Annotated in this window: 18 protein-coding genes; 17 read left to right on the top strand and 1 reads right to left on the bottom strand. The window is 63.9% G+C overall.

Annotation, left to right across the window (positions count from 1 at the left end):
* Positions 1-17: 17 nt before the first annotated feature.
* The 9 genes from UP10_RS37935 to UP10_RS37895 are packed head-to-tail and all read left to right on the top strand — an operon-like array spanning position 18 to position 8,791.
* Entirely contained in the window at positions 18-842 is an 825-nt protein-coding gene (locus UP10_RS37935; protein ID WP_044592210.1) for an ABC transporter substrate-binding protein, read from the top strand.
* Positions 839-1,696, top strand: coding sequence for an amino acid ABC transporter permease (locus UP10_RS37930; RefSeq protein WP_044592209.1), 858 nt, complete (start codon positions 839-841; stop codon positions 1,694-1,696). The genes UP10_RS37935 and UP10_RS37930 overlap by 4 nt, the downstream gene beginning before the upstream one ends.
* Positions 1,693-2,457: an amino acid ABC transporter ATP-binding protein gene (locus tag UP10_RS37925; protein ID WP_044592208.1), complete on the top strand. Its 765-nt coding sequence runs from the start codon at positions 1,693-1,695 to the stop codon at positions 2,455-2,457. Before UP10_RS37930 ends, UP10_RS37925 begins: the two co-directional genes overlap by 4 nt.
* A gap of 13 nt (positions 2,458-2,470) precedes the next feature.
* Positions 2,471-3,286, top strand: coding sequence for an ABC transporter substrate-binding protein (locus UP10_RS37920; protein ID WP_044592207.1), 816 nt, complete (start codon positions 2,471-2,473; stop codon positions 3,284-3,286).
* Positions 3,273-4,184: a polysaccharide deacetylase family protein gene (locus UP10_RS37915; RefSeq protein ID WP_044592206.1), complete on the top strand. Its 912-nt coding sequence runs from the start codon at positions 3,273-3,275 to the stop codon at positions 4,182-4,184. The genes UP10_RS37920 and UP10_RS37915 overlap by 14 nt, the downstream gene beginning before the upstream one ends.
* Before the next feature lie 23 nt (positions 4,185-4,207).
* Positions 4,208-5,791 carry an ABC transporter substrate-binding protein gene (locus UP10_RS37910; protein ID WP_044592311.1) on the top strand — a complete coding sequence of 528 codons (1,584 nt, stop codon included), beginning with the start codon at positions 4,208-4,210 and terminating at the stop codon, positions 5,789-5,791.
* Positions 5,788-7,161 carry an amidohydrolase family protein gene (locus tag UP10_RS37905; RefSeq protein WP_044592205.1) on the top strand — a complete coding sequence of 458 codons (1,374 nt, stop codon included), beginning with the start codon at positions 5,788-5,790 and terminating at the stop codon, positions 7,159-7,161. Before UP10_RS37910 ends, UP10_RS37905 begins: the two co-directional genes overlap by 4 nt.
* 53 nt (positions 7,162-7,214) lie before the next feature.
* A complete protein-coding gene (locus UP10_RS37900; RefSeq protein ID WP_044592204.1) occupies positions 7,215-8,147 on the top strand; it encodes an N-carbamoyl-D-amino-acid hydrolase in 933 nt (310 codons plus the stop codon).
* Positions 8,147-8,791, top strand: a complete 645-nt coding sequence (locus UP10_RS37895) for a flavin reductase family protein (protein WP_044592203.1) — start codon at positions 8,147-8,149, stop codon at positions 8,789-8,791. Before UP10_RS37900 ends, UP10_RS37895 begins: the two co-directional genes overlap by 1 nt.
* Here the strand turns inward: UP10_RS37895 and UP10_RS37890 are convergent.
* Positions 8,785-9,447 (bottom strand): aspartate/glutamate racemase family protein, encoded by a 663-nt coding sequence (locus tag UP10_RS37890; RefSeq protein WP_044592310.1) that lies wholly within the window; start codon positions 9,445-9,447, stop codon positions 8,785-8,787. The genes UP10_RS37895 and UP10_RS37890 overlap by 7 nt on opposite strands.
* A gap of 193 nt (positions 9,448-9,640) precedes the next feature.
* On the opposite strand from UP10_RS37890, the gene hydA reads away from it, so the two are divergent.
* The 8 genes from hydA to nikE all read left to right on the top strand — a co-directional run bounded on the left by hydA (position 9,641) and on the right by nikE (position 19,616).
* Positions 9,641-11,110 carry a dihydropyrimidinase gene (gene hydA / locus UP10_RS37885; protein ID WP_044592202.1) on the top strand — a complete coding sequence of 490 codons (1,470 nt, stop codon included), beginning with the start codon at positions 9,641-9,643 and terminating at the stop codon, positions 11,108-11,110.
* A gap of 31 nt (positions 11,111-11,141) precedes the next feature.
* Entirely contained in the window at positions 11,142-12,125 is a 984-nt protein-coding gene (locus UP10_RS37880; RefSeq protein WP_044592201.1) for an NAD-dependent epimerase/dehydratase family protein, read from the top strand.
* Positions 12,122-12,883, top strand: a complete 762-nt coding sequence (locus tag UP10_RS37875) for an SDR family oxidoreductase (RefSeq protein ID WP_044592200.1) — start codon at positions 12,122-12,124, stop codon at positions 12,881-12,883. The genes UP10_RS37880 and UP10_RS37875 overlap by 4 nt, the downstream gene beginning before the upstream one ends.
* Positions 12,880-14,316 (top strand): NAD(P)-binding domain-containing protein, encoded by a 1,437-nt coding sequence (locus UP10_RS37870; protein ID WP_044592199.1) that lies wholly within the window; start codon positions 12,880-12,882, stop codon positions 14,314-14,316. Before UP10_RS37875 ends, UP10_RS37870 begins: the two co-directional genes overlap by 4 nt.
* Before the next feature lie 131 nt (positions 14,317-14,447).
* Positions 14,448-16,064 (top strand): ABC transporter substrate-binding protein, encoded by a 1,617-nt coding sequence (locus UP10_RS37865; protein WP_044592198.1) that lies wholly within the window; start codon positions 14,448-14,450, stop codon positions 16,062-16,064.
* Positions 16,065-16,075: 11 nt separating this feature from the next.
* The gene (locus tag UP10_RS37860) at positions 16,076-17,107 is read left to right on the top strand and encodes an ABC transporter permease (RefSeq protein ID WP_156180649.1); all 1,032 of its coding nucleotides are present in this window, start codon (positions 16,076-16,078) and stop codon (positions 17,105-17,107) included.
* Positions 17,104-17,952 (top strand): ABC transporter permease, encoded by an 849-nt coding sequence (locus UP10_RS37855; protein ID WP_044592196.1) that lies wholly within the window; start codon positions 17,104-17,106, stop codon positions 17,950-17,952. Before UP10_RS37860 ends, UP10_RS37855 begins: the two co-directional genes overlap by 4 nt.
* A complete protein-coding gene (gene nikE, locus UP10_RS37850; RefSeq protein WP_044592195.1) occupies positions 17,949-19,616 on the top strand; it encodes a nickel ABC transporter ATP-binding protein NikE in 1,668 nt (555 codons plus the stop codon). The genes UP10_RS37855 and nikE overlap by 4 nt, the downstream gene beginning before the upstream one ends.
* Positions 19,617-19,635 lie beyond the last annotated feature (19 nt).

Raw genomic sequence — 19,635 nt, 5'->3', positions numbered from 1 at the left:
TTCTGGAAGAAGGAGAGATGATGCGCCTTTCGTTCTCCGTTGGTTTCGCTGCCCTTGTCACCGTCGCGGCGGCTCAGGCCGGTGAATTGCCTGAGGCGATCGTGAAAGCGGGTGAATTGCGGCTGACGGTCAATTCGACCTACGCTCCGATGGAGTATCGCGATCCGACGACGAACCAGCTCGTCGGACTCGACATCGATCTCGCCGACGAACTTGCGAAGCGGCTGGGTACCAAGATCGTGTGGAGCGAAACGCCGTTCGCCGAACTGATTCCCTCGCTGCAGACCAAGCGCGCCGATTTCGTCATCAGCGGCATTTCGGACCGCAGCTCGCGGCGCGAAACAGCTGACTTCATCGACTACCTGACCACGGGTCCGCAGTTTTTTGTTCTGGCGGAGAGTGCGGCCACGTCGGCCGTCGATCTCTGCGGCAAGAAGGTCGGAACAACGCGCAGCACCAGCTTCCCGGCCGAGATCGAGAAATGGAGCAAGCAGAACTGCGAGGCCGGCGGCAAGCCGGCCATTCAATTTGTTCCGGGCGAGAACAGCATCGACGTCCGCAACCAGCTCAAGCAGAGCCGCATCGATGCGGCCGTGCAGGGCAGCGAGACGTTGCCCTACGCCCAGCAGCAGGAGGTCGGGAAATACCGCGTGGTCGGCGAGCCGTTCTCCACGGGTTACCAGGGCATCATGTTCCGGAAGGACGACGCTGCCCTCCGCGAGGTCGTGACGCAACACCTTGCGGCAATGATAGCCGACGGTTCCTACAAGGCCATTCTCGTCAAATACGGATTGGGTGCGAACGCGGTGCCGCAGCCCATGTTGAACGCGGCCACGCAATGAGGGTGGCACCTGTTCTCGCCGAAGGCTTTCCCGATATTTCAGGGATGTCGGTCGCGCGGCGGGTTCATTGGGGGCGATGGCTTGCGGCGGCCGCGATTGTCGTCCCTCTGGCGGCAATTGGGCGTGCTTTCGCCAACGGCCAGATCGAATGGAGTTATGTCAGCCGCTTCCTGACCGCGAAGGTGATCCTCGAGGGCATCGTCAACACCATGGTGATGGCGGTGCTGGCGATGGCGCTCGGCATCGGTTTGGGCGTCATCGCCGCCATCATGAGGCTCTCGCCGAACCCGGTGCTCAGGTCTGTGGCGGCCGGCTATACGTGGCTGTTCCGAGGCACTCCATTAATTTTGCAACTGCTGTTGTGGTTCAACCTCGCGCTGGTGTTTCCGACGATCGGCATTCCCGGCCTGTGGTCGGCGCGCGCCGTTGACGTCATGACGCCGTTTCTGTCCGCGCTGCTCGGCCTCGGGATCAACCAGGGCGCCTACACGTCCGAAGTGATGCGGGCGGGCATGCTGTCGGTCGATGTCGGGCAATATGAGGCCGCGCAGGCGATCGGCATGGGACGGCTACGCGCGCTGCGCCGGATCATCCTGCCTCAGGCGATGCGGGTGGTGATCCCGCCGCTCGGCAATGAATTCATCGGCATGGTCAAGGCGACCTCGCTTGCTAGCGTCATCCAGTATCCGGAGGTGCTGCACAACGCCGAGAACATCTATTACGCGAACTCGCGCGTGATCGAACTTCTGATCGTCGCCGGCTTCTGGTACCTGCTCGTCGTCTCGGTCTTGACGCCGTTGCAGATGCTGCTGGAGCGACGCTTTGCCCGCGGCTCATCGCAGATGGCCCGATGACCCATCCCCTCGTCGCGATCCGTTCGGTCAGCAAGACCTTCGGGGAGTTTCAGGCTCTCAACGGTGTCTCGCTGGACGTCAGGGCGGGCGAGGTGCTTTGCCTGATCGGGGCGTCGGGATCGGGCAAGACGACGTTGCTGCGCTGTATCAATCAGCTGACTTCCGTCGACAGCGGCGGCATCTGGCTGAATGGCGAGCTGCTTGGCTTACGCGAGCAGGGCGGACGATTGCACCGCCTCACCGCCGGGCAGATCGCGCAGCAGCGCCTGAAGACCGGGATGGTATTCCAGCGCTTCAACCTGTTCCCGCACAAGACGGCGCTGGAGAATATCACCGAAGGTCCGGTGCAGGTCCAGGGCCGCAAGCGGGACAACGCGCGGGCGGAGGCCATCGAGCTGCTCCGGCGCGTCGGACTCGCGGCAAAAGCCGATGCCTACCCGTCGCAGCTCTCGGGTGGACAACAGCAGCGGGTGGCGATCGCCCGCGCGCTGGCGATGAAGCCGATGCTGATGCTGTTCGATGAACCGACCAGCGCACTCGATCCTGAACTGGTCGGGGAGGTGCTCGCGGTGATGAAGGAACTTGCCCGCAGCGGCATGACCATGATGGTGGTGACCCACGAGCTCGGCTTCGCACGCGAGGTCGCGGATACGGTCGTCTATATGGACCAGGGGGCCATCGTGGAATCTGGACCTGCGGCGGAGGTGCTCGGCAGACCGCGTGAAGTGCGCACCCAATCCTTTCTCTCGGCGGTGATTTGATGAGGCGACCTTCATGATGAAGCTCCTTCTCGCGGCAGCGCTGATCGGTGCTGCGACTGTTACGGTCGGAGCGGTTGAACTGCCGCCCGACATCGCCAAGCAGGGCAGCATCAAGGTGGCCATCGTGCCGAATTATCCGCCGATGGAGTTCCGCGATCCGGCCACCAGCGCGTTGACGGGGTTCGACGTCGAGCTTGGCGAGGCGCTCGGCCGCAAGCTCGGCATCAAGATCGTCTGGCAGGAAACGAGCTTCGACCAGTTCATGCCGTCGATCGCGACGGGCCGTGTGGACGCCATTCTGTCCGGCATGACCGACTATGCGAGCCGGCACGAGGCCGCGACCTTCGTCGACTATTTGCGCAGCGGGCCTCATTTCTTCGTGCAGCAATCGCGGGCGGCGGAGTTCAAGGGCGCGGCCGCGCTCTGCGGCAAGAAGGTCGGGGCCAGCCGCCGCACCGCGTTCCCCGCGCAGGTCGCCGCCTGGAGCGAAGCGCATTGCGGCAGCAGTCCGATCCAGTTCGTCGGCACCGACGGTTCGGCCGATGCCCGCACCCAGCTCAAGCAGGGGCGCATCGACGCCGCCGTTCAGGGCAGTGAGACGCTGCCCTACATCATGGATCTCGAGCCTGGCGCCTACACGGCGGTCGGCGAGACCTTCACGCCCGGGTTTACGGGGATTGCGCTGCCGGTCAAGGAAATGGCGCTTCAGCAGGCGATGGTGGAAGCGGTGGATGCGTTGATCGCGGACGGCACCTATCGCATCCTGCTTTCCAAGTGGAAATTGAACGACAACGGAATAGAGAAGGCGACCATCAATGCTGGACAGTAAGGCGCTTGCGAGCATTCCCCTGGTTCCGGCGAACACAGCGCCGCCGGCCCCGCATTATCCCTGGCCGGAGCTCTATACGTCCGCGATGTTCCTGTCCTTTGACGTGGACGCGGAGAGTGCCTGGACCAGCAAGGATGCGCTGCATGCGCAGCGGCTGATCACCATGAGTTACGGCGGCTTTGAAGCGCGCGTCGGTACGCCAAAGCTTCTGGAGCTGCTCGATCAGCTTGATCTCAAGGCGACGTTCTTCGTCACCGGCTGGTCGGTCGATGCGCATCCGGCGATGGCCGAGTCCATCCTCAAGGCCGGTCACGAGATCGGCCATCACGGTTATCACCATCTGCTGCCGGATCCGGGCGATCCCTGGATCGAGGAGGAGCTGGAGCGCGGTTTCGAGGCGCTGAAGCGTCGGCTCGGCGTCAGGCCGACCGGCTATCGCGCGCCTTACGGCGAATTCACCGAGCAGTTGCGGGTTTCGTTGGTACGTCACGGCATCGTCTATACCTCGTCGTTTCGCGACGACGTGCGGCCCTATCGCCATCGCCTCGCCGACGGCCGGCCAGGCACGATCGAACTCCCGGTGACGGCAAGCTACGACGACTGGATGCACGGACTGTCAGCCCGATTCAGCCCGCGGCCGATCTTTCCCAAGGAGCATGTGCTCTCGATCTGGAAGGATGAGCTCGACGAGACCAGGGACTGGGGCGCGCTGGTCACCACTGTCCTGCATCCGCAATGCAGTGGCCGTCCGATGCGGCTTCGCCTGCTGCGGGAGTTTCTCACCTACGCGAAATCCTGCTCCGACCTCTGGATCACGACCGGCGAGGCGATCGCGGCGAATTTCCGCAAGCACGAGGCCGCGGTTTCCGAGAACGGGGCCGATCGCTTGGCCCGATGAGCAGCTCCGACATGCCGCCAAAGATGCTTGTTTCCCGTCGTTCACTGTTGCGGGCCGCAGCCGTCGCGCCGGCGCTTGCATTGCCAGGCGTCCTGCGCGCCGAACAGCAGACAACGCTTCGATTTATTCCGGTGATCGATCTGAGTTTCATCGATCCGATCTATTCCACGGCGCAGGTATCGCGAAACCATGGCTTCATGGTTTACGACACGCTCTACGGCATGAACTCCGCCCTGGAGATTTCGCCGCAGATGGTCTCCGGGCATGTCGTCTCCAACGACGGCCGGCAATGGGACCTCAGCTTGCGCGACGGCCTGCTGTGGCACGACGGCGAGCGCGTGCTGGCGCGCGATTGCGTCGCGAGCATCCGCCGATGGGCGGCGCGCGACGGGTTTGGCGCCGAACTGATGGCGGCCACGGACGAATTGTCGGCGCCGGACGATCGCACCATCCGCTTTCGCTTGAAGCGGCCGTTCCCGTTGTTGCCCGCGGCGCTCGGCAAGTCCGCGGTCCAGGCGGCCTTCATGATGCCCGAGCGGCTGGCGAGCCAGGATGCGTTCAAGCCGCTCACTGAAGCCGTCGGCAGCGGTCCGTTCCGCTACGTCGCGGACGAGCGCGTGCAGGGTGCGCGCAACGTCTATGCCCGCTTCGACCGCTACCGACCTCGCGAGGACGGCAAGCCGGACTGGACCGCCGGCCCGAAGCTCGTCCATTACGATCGCGTGGTCTGGACCACGATGCCAGATGCGGCGACCGGCGTCGCGGCGCTGCAGACCGGCGAGCAGGATTGGCAGGAAACGACGCCCCACGATCTGTTGCCGGTCTTGAAACGAGTTGGCAAGGTTGCCACCCGGATTCTCGATCCGCGGGGCTACACCTGCATGATGCGGCTCAATCATCTGCAGCCGCCGTTCGACAATCTGGCGATCCGCCGGGCGCTGCTGGGTGCGATCGATCAGTCCGCCTTCATGACCGCGGTGGCGGGCGAGGATCCTGCCTATCAGACCTCGCCGATCGGCTTCTTTGCACCTGATACGCCGATGGCGAGCGATGTCGGCCTCGATGTGTTCCGGGGGCCATGCGACATGGCCAAGGTCAAGGCCGATCTGAAGGCGGCGGGTTACAATGGCGAGAAGGTGGTGCTGCTGGTTCCCACCAACTCGCAGGCGCAGAAGCCGCTTGGCGATGTGGCCGCCGACATGCTGCAGCAGTGCGGCATCAACGTGGACTATGCCGGAATGGAGTTCGGCGCGGTGTTGCAGCGGCAGTTGAAGAAGGAGCCGATCGCCCAGGGCGGATGGAGCGCCGGGGTCGGCAATTGGCAAGGGATCGACTGGCTCAATCCGGCCGGCAACACCAATCTGCGCGGCGATGGCAAGGCTGCCGGCTGGTACAGCAGCGAGAAGATGGGAGCGCTGCGCGGCCAGTGGCTCGCCGCACCCAATCTTGCCGAGCAACAACGCATCTGCCGTGATATTCAGGCGTTGTCGTTCGAGGAAATCCCCTATCTTCCGATCGGCCAATACAAGCAGCCGACCGCGTACCGCACCAGCATTACCGGTATCCTCGACGGCACGGCCGTCTTCTGGAATGTGCGCCCGACATGAGCACGATCGCGATCTTTGGCAGTTATGTCTTGTCCCGCAAGGATGGGGCGCAGCACGTGCTGCGCGATCATTGGGTGCTGCTCGAGGGTAAGCGGATCGCCGCCGTCACGCCCGACCGGCCGTCCGCCGCCGAGGTCTTCGATCGGCCAGGCCGCTTTGTGTTGCCCGGCCTGATGAACCTGCACAACCACTGCTTCAGCGAAGCCGTTGCCCGGACCCATACCGAGGACGGCAATGGCCGCCGCAACAACCAGAGCATCGTCTACACCGTGCTGCTGCCGCTGACCAAGCGCGGCGCCGAGATGCTGACGCCAGTCGAACGGCTGGCGATCGCGCGGCTCGGCATCCTGCAACTGCTGAAGGGCGGTGCCACCACGGTGATGGAGCCGTTCCGCAACACGATCCCCGAGATGTTCGATGCGGCCGAGGAGATGGGCATCCGTTTCTACGGCGCGCCCTATCTGTTCTCGACCTCGGACGCCAAGGCCGGTCCGGATGGCGTCGTGCGCTATGCCGGCGATGATGGCCACGCCGATATGGATACCTGGAACGCGCTGTATGACCGCTGGAATGGACGCGGCGACGGCCGGATCGGCCTTGCGATGAGCCCGCACGCGACCGACACGTGCGGTCCGGATCTGCTGCGCGCATGCGCCGCGCGGGCCCGCGAACTGGATGTTCCGATCACGACCCATCTGGCGCAGAGCCAGGCCGAGGTCGCCACGATAGGCGCCCGCTATGGCGGTCGCACGCCCGCCGAATATCTCGACTGGCTGGGTTTGCTCGCGCCTGATCTGCTCGCCGCGCATTGTATCGCCAGCACCGACAGCGATCTGAAGCTGATGGCGACGCGCGGCGCCACGGTGCTGAACTGCCCGCGGGTGTTCGCGCGCGCTGGCGTTACGGCGGCGTTCAGCCGCTTTGCCGCGCACGGCGTCAGGACGGTGATCGGAACCGATGGCTACAACATGGACTTTCTCGGCGAACTCAATGCTGCGTCGATGATCTCGAAGATCGCATCCGGTCGTGCCGACGTAGCCAACGCGCCCGAGCTGATCGAGGCGGTGACCGCAACCGCCGCTGCGCTGATCAAGCGGCCGGACCTCGGAACGATCACGCCAGGCGCGACCGCCGACCTCACCGTCGTCGACCTGACGCATCCGCATCTGCAGCCGCTGTTCGATCCGCGCCGCGGACTGATAGCGCTCGCGAACCGCGCCAATATCGACCAGGTCGTCGTCGATGGACGCTTGCTGATCGACGCCGGCCGCTACGCCCACGGCGACGAGGCCGCGATCGTTTCGGCGGGAACGGCGGCGATCGGCAAGATCTGGGATCTGCCGGAAGCCCAGTCGGCCTTCAATGGCTGACGGTTCGACAATGCTCCAACGCAACACCCAATAACGCAATCAGGAAGTCACTCATGCGCATCGTCAATGTAGCCGCCGCCCAGATGGGCCCGATCCAGAAGGCCGACAGCCGCGACGCGGTTGTCAAGCGCATGATCGCGCTGATGGATCAAGCCAAGGCCCGCGGCGCCGATCTGATCGTCTATCCGGAGCTGGCGCTCACCACGTTCTTTCCGCGCTGGTACATGACGGATCCATCCGAGGTCGATGCCTGGTTCGAACGCGAGATGCCGAATGCGGCGACGATGCCGCTGTTCCAGCGCGCTGCCAAACACCAGATCGCGATGAACTTCGGCTATGCCGAGCTGACGCCGGACGGACACCATTTCAATACTAGCATCCTGACCGACAAATCCGGGCGGATCGTCGGCAAGTACCGCAAGATTCATCTGCCCGGTCATGCGGAGTTTGATACCGAACGCGCCTTCCAGCACCTGGAGAAGCGCTACTTCGAACCCGGCGATCTCGGCTTCAACGTCTGGCGCGCGCTTGGCGGTATCCTCGGCATGGCGATCTGCAACGACCGGCGCTGGCCGGAGACCTACCGTGTGATGGGGCTACAGGGCGTCGAGATGGTGATGATCGGCTACAACACGCCGTCGGTGAACGCCGAGAAGAGCGAGGAGGGACCGGCGAAGCGGTTGTTCCACAACCGGCTCTCCGCGCAGGCTGGTGCCTACCAGAACTCGACATGGGTCGTGTGCGTGGCCAAGGCCGGCGTCGAGGATGGTCACCCCTTGATCGGCGGCACCCTGATCGTCAATCCCGACGGCGAGATCGTGGTCGAAGCCAAAACCGAAGAGGACGAGCTGCTGGTTCATCCCTGCGATCTCGACGCCACCGCGTTCGGCAAGGACACGATCTTCAACTTCGCGCAGCACCGCCGCATCGAGCATTACGGCCTGATCACCAGCCGTACCGGCGCGCAGCCGCCTCCGGAAAACTAATGTCCGGCATCGCCTTCAACGAACTCGATCCGCACACCCGATACAAGCTGTTGTGTGGGGTCGTCGTGCCACGGCCGATCGCGCTCGTCACGACGCTCGATGAGAACGGCAAGGTCAATGCCGCGCCGTTCAGCTTCTTCAACGTGTTCTCGGAAGATCCCCCGCTCGTGGTGCTCGGCCTGCAGCACAAGGCCGATCTCAGCCCCAAGGACACCACGCGCAACATCCATCGCAGCGGACAATTCGTCGTGCATATGGTGGATGAGGCACTCGCGGCCGCCATGAACGAATGCGCGGTGGATTTTCCCGCCGGAAGCAGCGAAGTGGAGGCAGCGGGCTTGGCCACGCTGCCGTCGATCGACGTTGCCGTGCCTCGACTGGCAGCGGCGCCCTTTGCACTGGAGTGCCGACAACAGGTCGCGCTTGCGTTCGGGCCGGGGCGCGAGCTGCTGGTCGGCGAGGTGCTGCGCCTGCACGCGCGGGATGGTCTGATCGACCATGCCAGGATGCATGTCGATTTCGACGCCTACCGTCCGATCGGACGCCTGTTCGGCAATCTCTACGCCAATCAGCGGGATACATTCGCGCTAACGCGCGAAAGCCATGCGCAGTGGCTTGCACGCGTCGAGAATGGGGGTCAGTGATGGGCGAACTGCACCGTGCCCAACGCCATAGTCACGGCGGCCTGCGTCGGATCGATCACGGGAATCCCGAGCGCCTGTTCCAGCGATCGGCGGTGACGCGCCATACCGGCACAGCCCATCACGATGACGCCGGCCCCGTCCTCGTCCTTGAGCGTGCGCCCGACCTCGATCATCCGCGCCAGCGTCCCTTCGCCCGATGCCGTCTCCGCCACGCTCATGTTGAGCGGCCGCTCCCCGGACAGGCGATCCATCTGGCCCATCTGCCGGAGATAGCGCATATGACGGCGGATCGAGCGCTGCGCGATCGCGATGACGCCGAACGTCTCGGCGCGCGCAAGCGCCGTCAGCACGCCGCACTCGGCGATACCGAACACCGGCCGGTCCGTTGCCTCACGGCAGACATGCAGACCAGGATCGCTGTAGCAGGCAATGATGAAGGCCGCCGAGCTGTTGTCGCTCTCCACCATTCGGCGCAGCGGCATCGTGACGCTTTCGGCATCGGCCTGACTCTCGATCCCGTAGGGGCCTTCGGCCAGCGTCTTGCAGATGATCTCGGGTCCGCCCTCGAAGCCAAGCGGCTTCAAGGCGTCCTCCAGGCCCCGGGTCACGAGCTGGTTGGAATTGGGATTGATGACGAGAATACTTGGCCGGGACATCGTGTTTTCCTGCGGGATGACATTTCGCGAGATGCCGTGAGACAAAGGTATAACGTGGTTACGATTGAAGCAATCGATGTGCCATCAGTGATGCGTAGTCCGCTGGCTGCTGCGACGGCGCGAGGCTGCATGACGGCACGATCTGTGCCTCTATCGGTTGCAAGATGTATGAGCCAGAATTCAGGAGTTTGCCATGACCGAGCCCGTTTATGACCTCGTCATTCGCGGTGGACGCGTCGCGACCGCGAGTGACGTGTTCGAGGCCGATGTCGCCATTTCCGGGGAGACGATCACCGCGATCGGCCGTGGGTTGGCGGCCGGGCAACGCGAGATCGACGCATGCGGCAAGCTGGTTCTGCCTGGAGGCGTCGACAGCCACGCTCACATCGAGCAGCTTTCGGCCGCAGGTATCGTCAATGCCGACACGTTCGAGAGCGCGACCGTCTCGGCTGCGTTCGGTGGCACCACCACCGTGATCCCGTTCGCGGCCCAGCACGTCGGCATGAAACTGCCCCAGGTGCTCGAGGAGTATCACGCGCTGGCCAGAAAGGGCGCTGTCATCGACTATGCCTTTCACATGATCATCGCCGATCCGACCCGGGAGACGCTGGAAACGGATCTGCCCCACCTGATCAAGCAGGGGCATGGTTCGATCAAGATCTTCATGACCTATGACCTCCTGAAGATTGATGATGAGCCGCTGCTGGACATTCTGCTGGCGGCGCGTGACGGCGGCGCAATGCTGTGCGCCCATGCCGAGAACCACGGGATCATCTCCTGGATGGTGAAGCGCCTGCTGGCGCGCGGCTACACCGATCCGAAATACCACGCCATCAGCCATGCGCGCTTTTCGGAGGCCGAGGCGTTCAATCGCCTGATCGGCATGGCCGCCCTGATCGACCAGCCGATCATGATCTTTCACGTCTCGACGGCGGAAGGCGCCAAGGTGATCCGCGATGCGCGCGGGCAGGGACTGAAGGTGTTCGCGGAAACCTGTCCGCAATATCTCTTCCTCACCGCGGACGACCTCGACAAGCCCGGCGTGGAGGGGGCCAAGTGGATGTGCAGCCCGCCGCCGCGGCGCGCGGCCGATCAGGAAGCGCTGTGGCAGGCGCTGGCGCTCGGCGATCTCCAGACTGTTTCGTCCGATCACGCGCCGTATCGATTCGACGAAACCGGCAAGCTGCGGGCGGGGCCTAATCCTAACTTCAAGCAGGTGGCGAACGGCCTGCCGGGACTGGAGGTGCGCCTGCCTTTGCTGTTCGACGCCATGGTTTCCAAGGGGCGCCTCGGGCTTGAGAAATTCGTCGAGTTGACGGCGACTGCGCCGGCAAAGATCTACAATCTGTATCCGCGCAAGGGCTCGATTGCAATCGGCGCCGACGCGGACATCGGAATCTGGGACCCGCAGCGTGAGGTCACGCTGAGCGACGCCATTATGCATGATCTTGCCGGCTACACGCCGTTCGCCGGCCGCAAGCTGCGTGGCTGGCCGGTGACCGTGCTCTCGCGCGGGCGGGTGATCGTGAGCGACGGCAAACGTTCGGTCGAAGCCGGCTCTGGCCGCTTCCTTGCGCGCAGCGGAGGCGAGGCGGCGAAGCCGACCGGGCGGCTGATGCCGGACATGGATCCGGAGCAGAATTTCGGTGCGAGATTGCTGTGATCTGGCTTCTTCTATGTGCCCGGATTGAGTGATGAGAATTCTTCTGTTCGGCGGCACCGGCTTCGTGGGGCTCAATATCGCCGCCGCACTGCTGGCGCGCGGCCATACGGTGACGCTATTTGACCGCGCCGGTTTGCCGGTCGCCGCGGAGAAGGATTTTGCCCGCCATGCGGGCCGGCTGACGACCATTCGTGGCGACGTCACCGATCGCGAGCTCGTCGAACAGGTGATCGCCACAGGCCACGATGCGATCATTCTGGGAGCCGCCATCACCGCCGGCCCGGAGCGTGAAGCGACCGACCCCGAGACCATTCTGCGGGTCAACCTGTTGGCTCAGGTGCCGGTCCTGAGCGCCGCGCGGCGTGGCGGCGTTGCACGCATCATCAACCTCTCATCCGCGGCGGTCTATGGCACGAGTGCGTTTCGCAATGTGCGGCTCGATGAAGAGACGGCCTGCGATCCTGTCACGCTCTACGCCATCACCAAGTTCGCGTCCGAGAAGATTGCAGCGCGGATGGCTGCGCTCTGGGAGTGCGAGGTCATCAGCGTGCGGCTGAGTGCGGTGTTCGGGCCCTGGGAGCGGATCAATGACGTGCGCGACACGCCGAGCCCGCAGGCGCAGATTCTGGCCGCGATGCAGCAGGAGCGCGAAGCCATTCTGCCGCGTCCAGGCGTCAGGGACTGGATCTATGCACTGGATGTCGCTGAGGGCATAACCGTGCTGGTCGAGGCGACGAAGCCCAAGCACCGGCTTTACAACATTTCGACAGGCGTGGAATGGGCGGCATTGAAGTGGGGACAGGCGCTGGCCGCGTTGCATCCCGGCTTCATTTGCCGATTGGCCGATGCCGCTGAAGTGCCGACGGTCGACCTGCATAGTCCAACCGATCGTGCGCCGCTTTCGGTCGCGCGGATCGAGCAGGAGTTCGGCTGGCGGGCACGGTTCGGATGCACCGAGTCTGCGGCCGATCTGAGCCGTTGGTGGACTGAGCATCGAGGAGGGAGCCTGACGTGAGAGTGGCAGGGCGAGTGGTGATCGTAACGGGAGCCGGCTCGGGAATCGGCCGGGCCAGCGCGGTGCTGTTCACGAGAGAAGGTGCGTTTGTCGGACTGGTCGATCGCGACAGCGCCGGCCTGCAGGAGACCCAGGAGGCGATCGAGGACGCAGGTAGCAAGACATCAGCGTATGTCGGCGACGTCGGCGAGGCCGATTTCGCGCAAACGGTCGTCGGCGATGTCATGGCGCGACGTGAGCGGCTCGATGTGCTGATGACCGCTGCGGGATTTTCCTGCGGCGGGACGGTGCTGACGACCGATCCGGCCGATTGGGACGCGGTGTTCCGCACCAATGTCGGCGGCACTTGGCTTTGGTCGCGCGCCGCGGTGCCTGCGATGCAGCGCCAGGGCAGCGGTTCGATCATCACGCTCGCCTCGCAGCTTGCGATCGCAGGCGGCCGGAACAACAGCGCCTATATCGCCGCCAAGGGCGCGATCATCAGCCTGACGCGGACGATGGCGCTGGACTTCGCAACCGACGGCATCCGCGTCAATGCGATCGCGCCCGGTGCCATCGACACGCCGATGCTGCGGCGAAGTTTTGCCCGTCATGCCGATCCCGAGCCGGTGCGCGAAGCGTCGCGCAACCGCCATCCGATGCGACGCTTCGGCAAAGCGGAGGAGGTGGCCGAGGCCGCGCTCCACCTCGCCAGCGATGCGTCTTCCTTCACGACCGGCACGGTGATGGCGGTGGACGGCGGTTGGCTCGCAGCATGACCAGCGCCCTTGCTGCACTCGAAGCCCGCGTTCGCACCGATCTTGCCAGGATCGCGCATCCGGATGCCGCATGGCTTGCGCCGAGACCGGGGCCGGACGGCAGGCCGGCACTGGACGTGCTCGTGATCGGCGCCGGCCAATCGGGCCTCGCCACGGCCTTTGGGCTGATGCGATCGCAGGTGACCAACATCCTCGTCCTCGATAAATCCGCCGCGGGGCAAGAGGGGCCATGGCTCACCTATGCCCGCATGCATACGCTGCGCAGTCCGAAGCACTTCACCGGCCCCGATCTCGATATTCCGAGCTTGACCTACCAGTCCTGGCATGAAGCACGGTTCGGCGAGGACGCGTGGCAAGAGCTCGATCTCATTCCACGCGATCTCTGGGCCGAATACCTGCTCTGGTTCAGACGCATCGTGGATATTCCCGTGCGCAATGGCTGCGAGGTCGTCGAGATCGGACCTGCCGCAGGTGGATTGCTTGCGGCGAAGGTTGAGAGCGCTGACGGCATCGACATCATCCTTGCGCGCAAGATTGTGCTGGCGACGGGACAGGAGGGCATGGGCGACTGGACCATCCCGGAGCCGCTGCGCAGCCTATCGTCTTCGCTGTGCGCGCACGCGGCTGATACGATCGACTTCACGACCCTGCGCGGCAAACGCGTTGCGGTGATCGGCGCCGGCGCATCCGCCTTCGACAATGCCGCAACCACGCTTGAGGCAGGAGCGGCGGAGGTGGATCTGTTTTGTCGCCGGGCGGAGATCCAGGTAATCCAGCCCTACCGTTGGCTCACTTTCCGCGGTTTCCTCCGGCATTTCTCCGATCTGGATGATGGCTGGCGCTGGCGTTTCATGCGCGCCGTCCTCGAGATGCGGGAAGGCTTTCCGCAGGCGACCTATGATCGTTGCGCGCGTCACGCCAACTTTCGATTGCGTGAGGGCGCACCGATCGAGGCCGCCAGAGCGAGGGATCATGGCGTCGAACTGCAGACGCCGAGTGGAACGTTCTCGGCCGACTTCGTGATTTGCGGCACCGGCATCGACATGAACTTTGCGGGTCGGCCCGAGTTGCGAAACTGTGCCGCCAACATCGCGACCTGGGCCGATCGCTACCAGCCGCCACCGGACGAGCGCAATTCGCGTCTCGGCCGCTTTCCCTATCTCGCCGACGACTACGCGTTGACCGAGCGCGTCACTGGCGCAACACCGTGGATCGCGGACGTGCATGTGTTTGCGATCGCATCGACCATGAGCTTCGGCGCCTCGGGCTCGTCGATCAATGCGATGACTACGGCGGTGCCGAAGCTCGTGCACGGGCTGACACGTGGCCTGTTTCGCGCCGATATCGAACGCCACTGGGCGTCGTTCAAGGCATATGACGTGCCGCAGGCGGTCGTCGTACGACAAACGCGAGCCACGGGCGAGAAGCGATGAAGGGTGTCGTCGGAAACCGGGACGGTGACATGTCCGGACCACCATCGCGGGCGTGCCGGTTGGCATATCCCTTGCTTAAATATTCGGCTTCCACCTCCGAAAATAGCCGTGAAAAAATAGGGATACGATCGATGAGCGTTACCGGATCGAAGCGTCTGCTTTCGGTAGTTGCCTTTGCCGTGTTTTCGCTGCTGGCCGTATCGGCGCAGGCGCAAACGCGGGCTGAAACGCTGCGTTATGTGACCGGCGCAACGGTCAATACGCTGGACCCGAATATTCCAGGGTCGACGCGTGAAGCCTTTGCGGTCAGCCTCTCGACCTACGACCGGCTGGTGTCGTTCGGCCACAAACAGCTCAACGGCAAATGGGTGTTTGATCTCGACAAGATCACCGGTGAACTCGCCGAATCCTGGGATGTCAGCCCCGATGGCCTGAAGCTGACCTTTCACCTGCGCAAGGACGCCAAGTTCCAGGACGGCACACCGGTCTCCGCCGAGGACGTGAAATGGTCGCTTGACCGTGCCGTCACGGCGCCGGTCCTCGGCAAGGCGCAATTGCTTACGGGGTCGATGACGTCAGCCGATCAATTCAAGGTGGTCGATCCCCTGACGTTCGAGGTGACGCTGCCGAAACCGGACAAGCTTGCGTTGCCCAATCTCGCCACCGTCTATCCGATCATCATCAACGCCAAGGTCGCCAAGGAGCATGTCACCGCCGACGATCCCTGGGCGACGGCGTGGCTGAAGGAGCACACTGCCGGCAGTGGCGCCTATCAGATCGAAACGTTCAAGCCGGGCGAACAGGTGACCATGATCCGCAATGACGCCTGGAACCGCGGCACGACCGACAAGTCGGCGTCCTTCAAGCGGATCATCGTGCAATCGGTGCCGGAGCCGGCGACCCGCGCCAATCTGGTCGAGCGTGGCGATGCCGATATCGTCATCGATCTGCAGGCCAGCGACGTCCAGTCGCTCGAGGCCAAGGGCAAACTGAAAGTGATCTCGACGCCGCAATACAATGCCGTCACATTCGTTTCGATGAATAATCTGATTCCACCGTTCGACAACGTCAATGTGCGCCGCGCGGTCGCTTTCGCACTGCCTTATGATGACATGTTCAAGGCAGCACTGTTCGGCCGCGGGGCGCCGCTATTCGGCGCGACCTGGGCGGATGGAAAGCCTACGAGCGGTGCTTACCCAATTCCACAACCGGTGAAGCTCGACCTTGAAAAGGCCAGGGATTATCTCAAGGCGGCGGGCTTGCCGGACGGGTTCTCGACCACGTTCAGCTTCAACGTCGGTCAGGCGTCGACCGCCGAGCCGATGGCTGCGCTGATCAAGGAATCGCTCGCCAAGATCGGCATCAAGGTCGATATCCAGAAGCTGCCGGATGCGCAGATGTCGACGCAGATCAATGAGAAGAAGCTTCCCTTCTTCACCGAGGGCATCGTCGCCTGGCTGCCCTCGACCGATTATTTCTACCGCAATTTTTATACCGGCAATCAACGCTGGAACTACTCGTCGATCGACAATCCCGAGCTGGTGGCGATCGCGCAGGAAGCCCGTTTCGAACCTGACAAGGCCAAATACGAGGAAGACGGCAGGAAGCTCAACGCCATCCATTTCAATGAGATTCCGCAGATACCGCTCTGGCAGCCCAACCAGGACGCCGTGATGGCGCCTTCGATCGAGGGATACACCTATCAGTTCCACCGCCAGGTCGATTACCGCGATCTTAGTCGCAAGTAATGGCCGGCGGGATGGCAGCTTTCGGCGTAACCATGGCCAGGGCGGGAAAGCGTTTCCTGTCCTCGCTCCCGGTGCTGCTCGGCGTGCTCGTCTTCACGTTCTTGCTGATGCGTGTGCTGCCGGGCGATCCGGCGGTGTTCTTCGCCTCCGGGCCGAATGCCGGCAAGGAGGAGATCGAGGTCATCCGCAAGCAGATGGGCCTCGACAAGCCGGTGCCCGAACAGCTGATGCTCTATCTCTACGATGTCGGTTGCGGCAACCTCGGCCGGTCGATGACGACCGGGCAGCCGGTCACGACCGATCTGCGCGCGCGGCTGCCGGCTTCGCTCGAGCTCACCTTTTCTGCACTGCTGATCGCACTGGTATCGGCGGTGCCGCTCGGCGTGCTCGCGGCGCTGAGGCCGGGCTCGATCATCGACCACGGCGTGCGATTGTTCTGCGCGCTCGGCGTCTGCGTGCCGACCTTCGTTTCCGGCCTGTTGCTGATCTACGTGTTCTATTACCTGCTCGGCCTCGCGCCGGACCCGACCGGCCGGGTCGATATCTTCGCATCGCTGCCGCCGTCGCGGACCGGCTTCCTGCTGATCGATTTCCTGCTCGCCGGCGATATCGAGGGATGGTGGGCCGCCTTCCGGCAACTAATCCTGCCGGCGTTGAGCATGGCGCTGTTCGTGATCGCGCCGCTGGCGCGCATCACGCGCGCCTCAATGCTGGTCTCGCTTGGCAGCGACTTTATCCGTACCGCGCGTTCGGTCGGCCTTCCCTGGTGGCGCGTCGTCGTCACCTATGCGCTGCGCAATGCCATCCTGCCGGTCATCACCATCACCGGCATCGTGTTCTCGACCATGCTCGGCGCCAATGTGCTGGTGGAGAAGGTGTTCTCCTGGCCAGGCGTCGCGTCCTATGCGCTCGATGCGCTGCTCTCGTCCGACTATGCACCGGTGCAAGGTTTCGTGCTGCTGATGGCGAGCGTCTTCGTGATCGTCAATCTGGTCGTGGATGTTCTCTACGGTATCGCTGATCCACGGGTGACAATCGGATGACCAGCGCGACGCTTCGCCATGCCGGCTGGATCTTGCGCGGCAACCCGCTCACGGGCGTTGCTGCCGCCGGCGTCGTGCTGCTTGCACTCGTCGGCATCTTCGGTCCATGGATCGCGCCATACGACCCGATCGTCTCGAACGTATCGCAAGCGCTGTCGCCGCCGAGCGCGGCCCATATCGCCGGCACGGATCAGCTCGGCCGTGACGTCTTTAGCCGTCTCATCGTGGCGACCCGGCTCGACCTTGCGATTGCGGTCTCGGCGGTCGGAATCTCGTTCGCGCTTGGCGCCGTGATCGGCGCGATCTGCGGCTATGCCGGTGGCCGGGTCGATCGTGCCGTCGGTCGTTTCGTCGACGTGCTGATGGCCTTTCCGCTGTTCGTGCTGGCAATGGCGATGGTCGCCGCGCTCGGTAACCGGGTCGAGAACATCGTCATCGCGACCGCCATCATCAATCTGCCGTTCTACATCCGCTTTGCCCGGGCCGAGGTGAATGTCCGCCGCAATCTCGGCTGGGTCGAGGCGGCGCGCGCCTGCGGCGACAGCCACATCTCCGTCGTGCTGCGCTTCCTGCTGCCGAACGTGCTGCCGGCCATGGCAGTACAAATGTCGCTCAATCTCGGCTGGGCGATCCTCAACGCCGCCGGGCTGTCCTTCATCGGGCTCGGGGTCAAGCCGCCGACGCCGGAATGGGGCATCATGGTGGCGGAGGGCGCGCGATTCATTTCGACCGGCAAGTGGTGGCTGGTCGCCTTTCCCGGCCTCGCGCTGATGCTGGCAGTGCTCTGCTTCAACCTGCTCGGCGATGGAATCCGCGATATCCTCGACCCCCGCATGCGAACATGATCCATTCGCTGCTGACATTGAACGACCTGCACGTGACCTTCTCGACGCGGCGCGGCCTGGTCGAGGCGGTACGCGGCGTATCGCTGTCGCTCGGTGAGGGCGAGATGCTCGGCCTCGTCGGCGAGAGCGGCTCGGGCAAATCCGTCACCGGCTTTGCGATCACGGGGCTGCTCGATGTCGCTGGGCGGATCACGGCGGGCAACATTCTGTTTCGCGGCCAGGACATCACGAAGATGTCGGGTAGCGACGCCCGCAACCTGCATGGCACCGCGATGGCGATGATCTTCCAGAATCCGCGCGCCGCGCTCAATCCGATCCGTGCCGTCGGCGAGCAGATTGCCGATGCTATTCTGGCCCATAAACGAATGTCACGCGATGAGGCGCGCGCCGAGGCGCTGAAGCTGTTGCGGGCGGTGCAGATTCGCGAGCCCGAGAAACGCATGGCGGCCTATCCGCATGAGCTTTCCGGCGGCATGTGCCAGCGCGTGATGATCGCGATGGCGATTTCCTGCAACCCGGCGCTATTGATCGCGGACGAGCCGACCACCGGCCTCGACGTGACGACGCAGAAGGTGGTAATGGAACTGCTGGCCGGGATATCAGCCGAACGCGGCATGGCGACCATCCTGATCACCCACGATCTGGGTCTCGCCGCCCGTTACTGCCGCCGCGTCGTGGTGATGGAGCAGGGCCGCCTGGTCGAGGAGGCCGAACCGAGGACGCTATTCCACGCTCCGCAGCACGCCTATACCAAGCGCCTGGTGGCGGCGTCGCCGACGGCGAGTTCCCGGATCGCGGATCTGGTGACGGACGAGGAGAGCGGACGCTCCGTTGCGATCAAGGTCGCACCCAGACCGCCGCCAGCGCCGGGCACGCCGCCGCTGCTTGAGGTGCACAAACTCGCGAAGCGTTTCGATCAGGGGGCGGCGGCGGTCGCGGATTTTTCGATGATGATCAGGGCCGGCGAGAGCGTAGGTCTGGTCGGCGAATCCGGCTCCGGCAAAACCACGACATCGCGCATGATCTGCCGGCTGATCGATCCGAGCGAGGGAGAGATATCGTTCGAGGGCCAAGCGATCGGCCATATCCCGGCCCGCGATTTTCACCGGTCACCGTTTCGCAAGGATATCCAGATCGTCTTTCAGGATCCGAACGACAGCCTCAACCCGCGCTTTACCGCCTTCGATTGCATCGCTCATCCGCTCACGCGGCTCGGCGGCCTGCGCGCCGGCGCCGCGCTGCGGCAGCGGGTCGAGGAGTGCGCCGAGCGCGTCGGATTGGCGGTCGAGTTGCTGGCGCGTTTTCCGCATCAGCTCTCCGGCGGCCAGAAGGCGCGCGTCGGCATCGCGCGGGCGATCGCGTGCCGGCCGCGGCTGTTGGTGCTGGACGAACCGACGGCGGCGCTCGACGTCTCGGTCCAGGCGGTGGTGCTGCAATTGCTCGATCGGTTGAGGCGGGAGGACGACCTCGCCTTTCTCTTTGTCAGTCACGACCTCAACGTTGTTCGCATGATGTGCGATCGCACCATCGTTCTGCGAAACGGCCATATCGTCGAGCAGGGCGCAAGCCGGGCCATGTTCGAAAATCCGCAGACCGACTACACACGAGAGCTGGTCGAAGCCGTGCCGCATATCGAGACTATATTTGCAGCAGCCGTGAATTGATGTCGCTGAACGCGATGTG

Origin of the sequence: Bradyrhizobium sp. LTSPM299 (assembly GCF_000938235.1) — a bacterium.
Taxonomy (GTDB): domain Bacteria; phylum Pseudomonadota; class Alphaproteobacteria; order Rhizobiales; family Xanthobacteraceae; genus Bradyrhizobium.
Note: the sequence above shows the minus strand (reverse complement) of the source record. Positions and strands in the feature narration are given on the sequence as shown.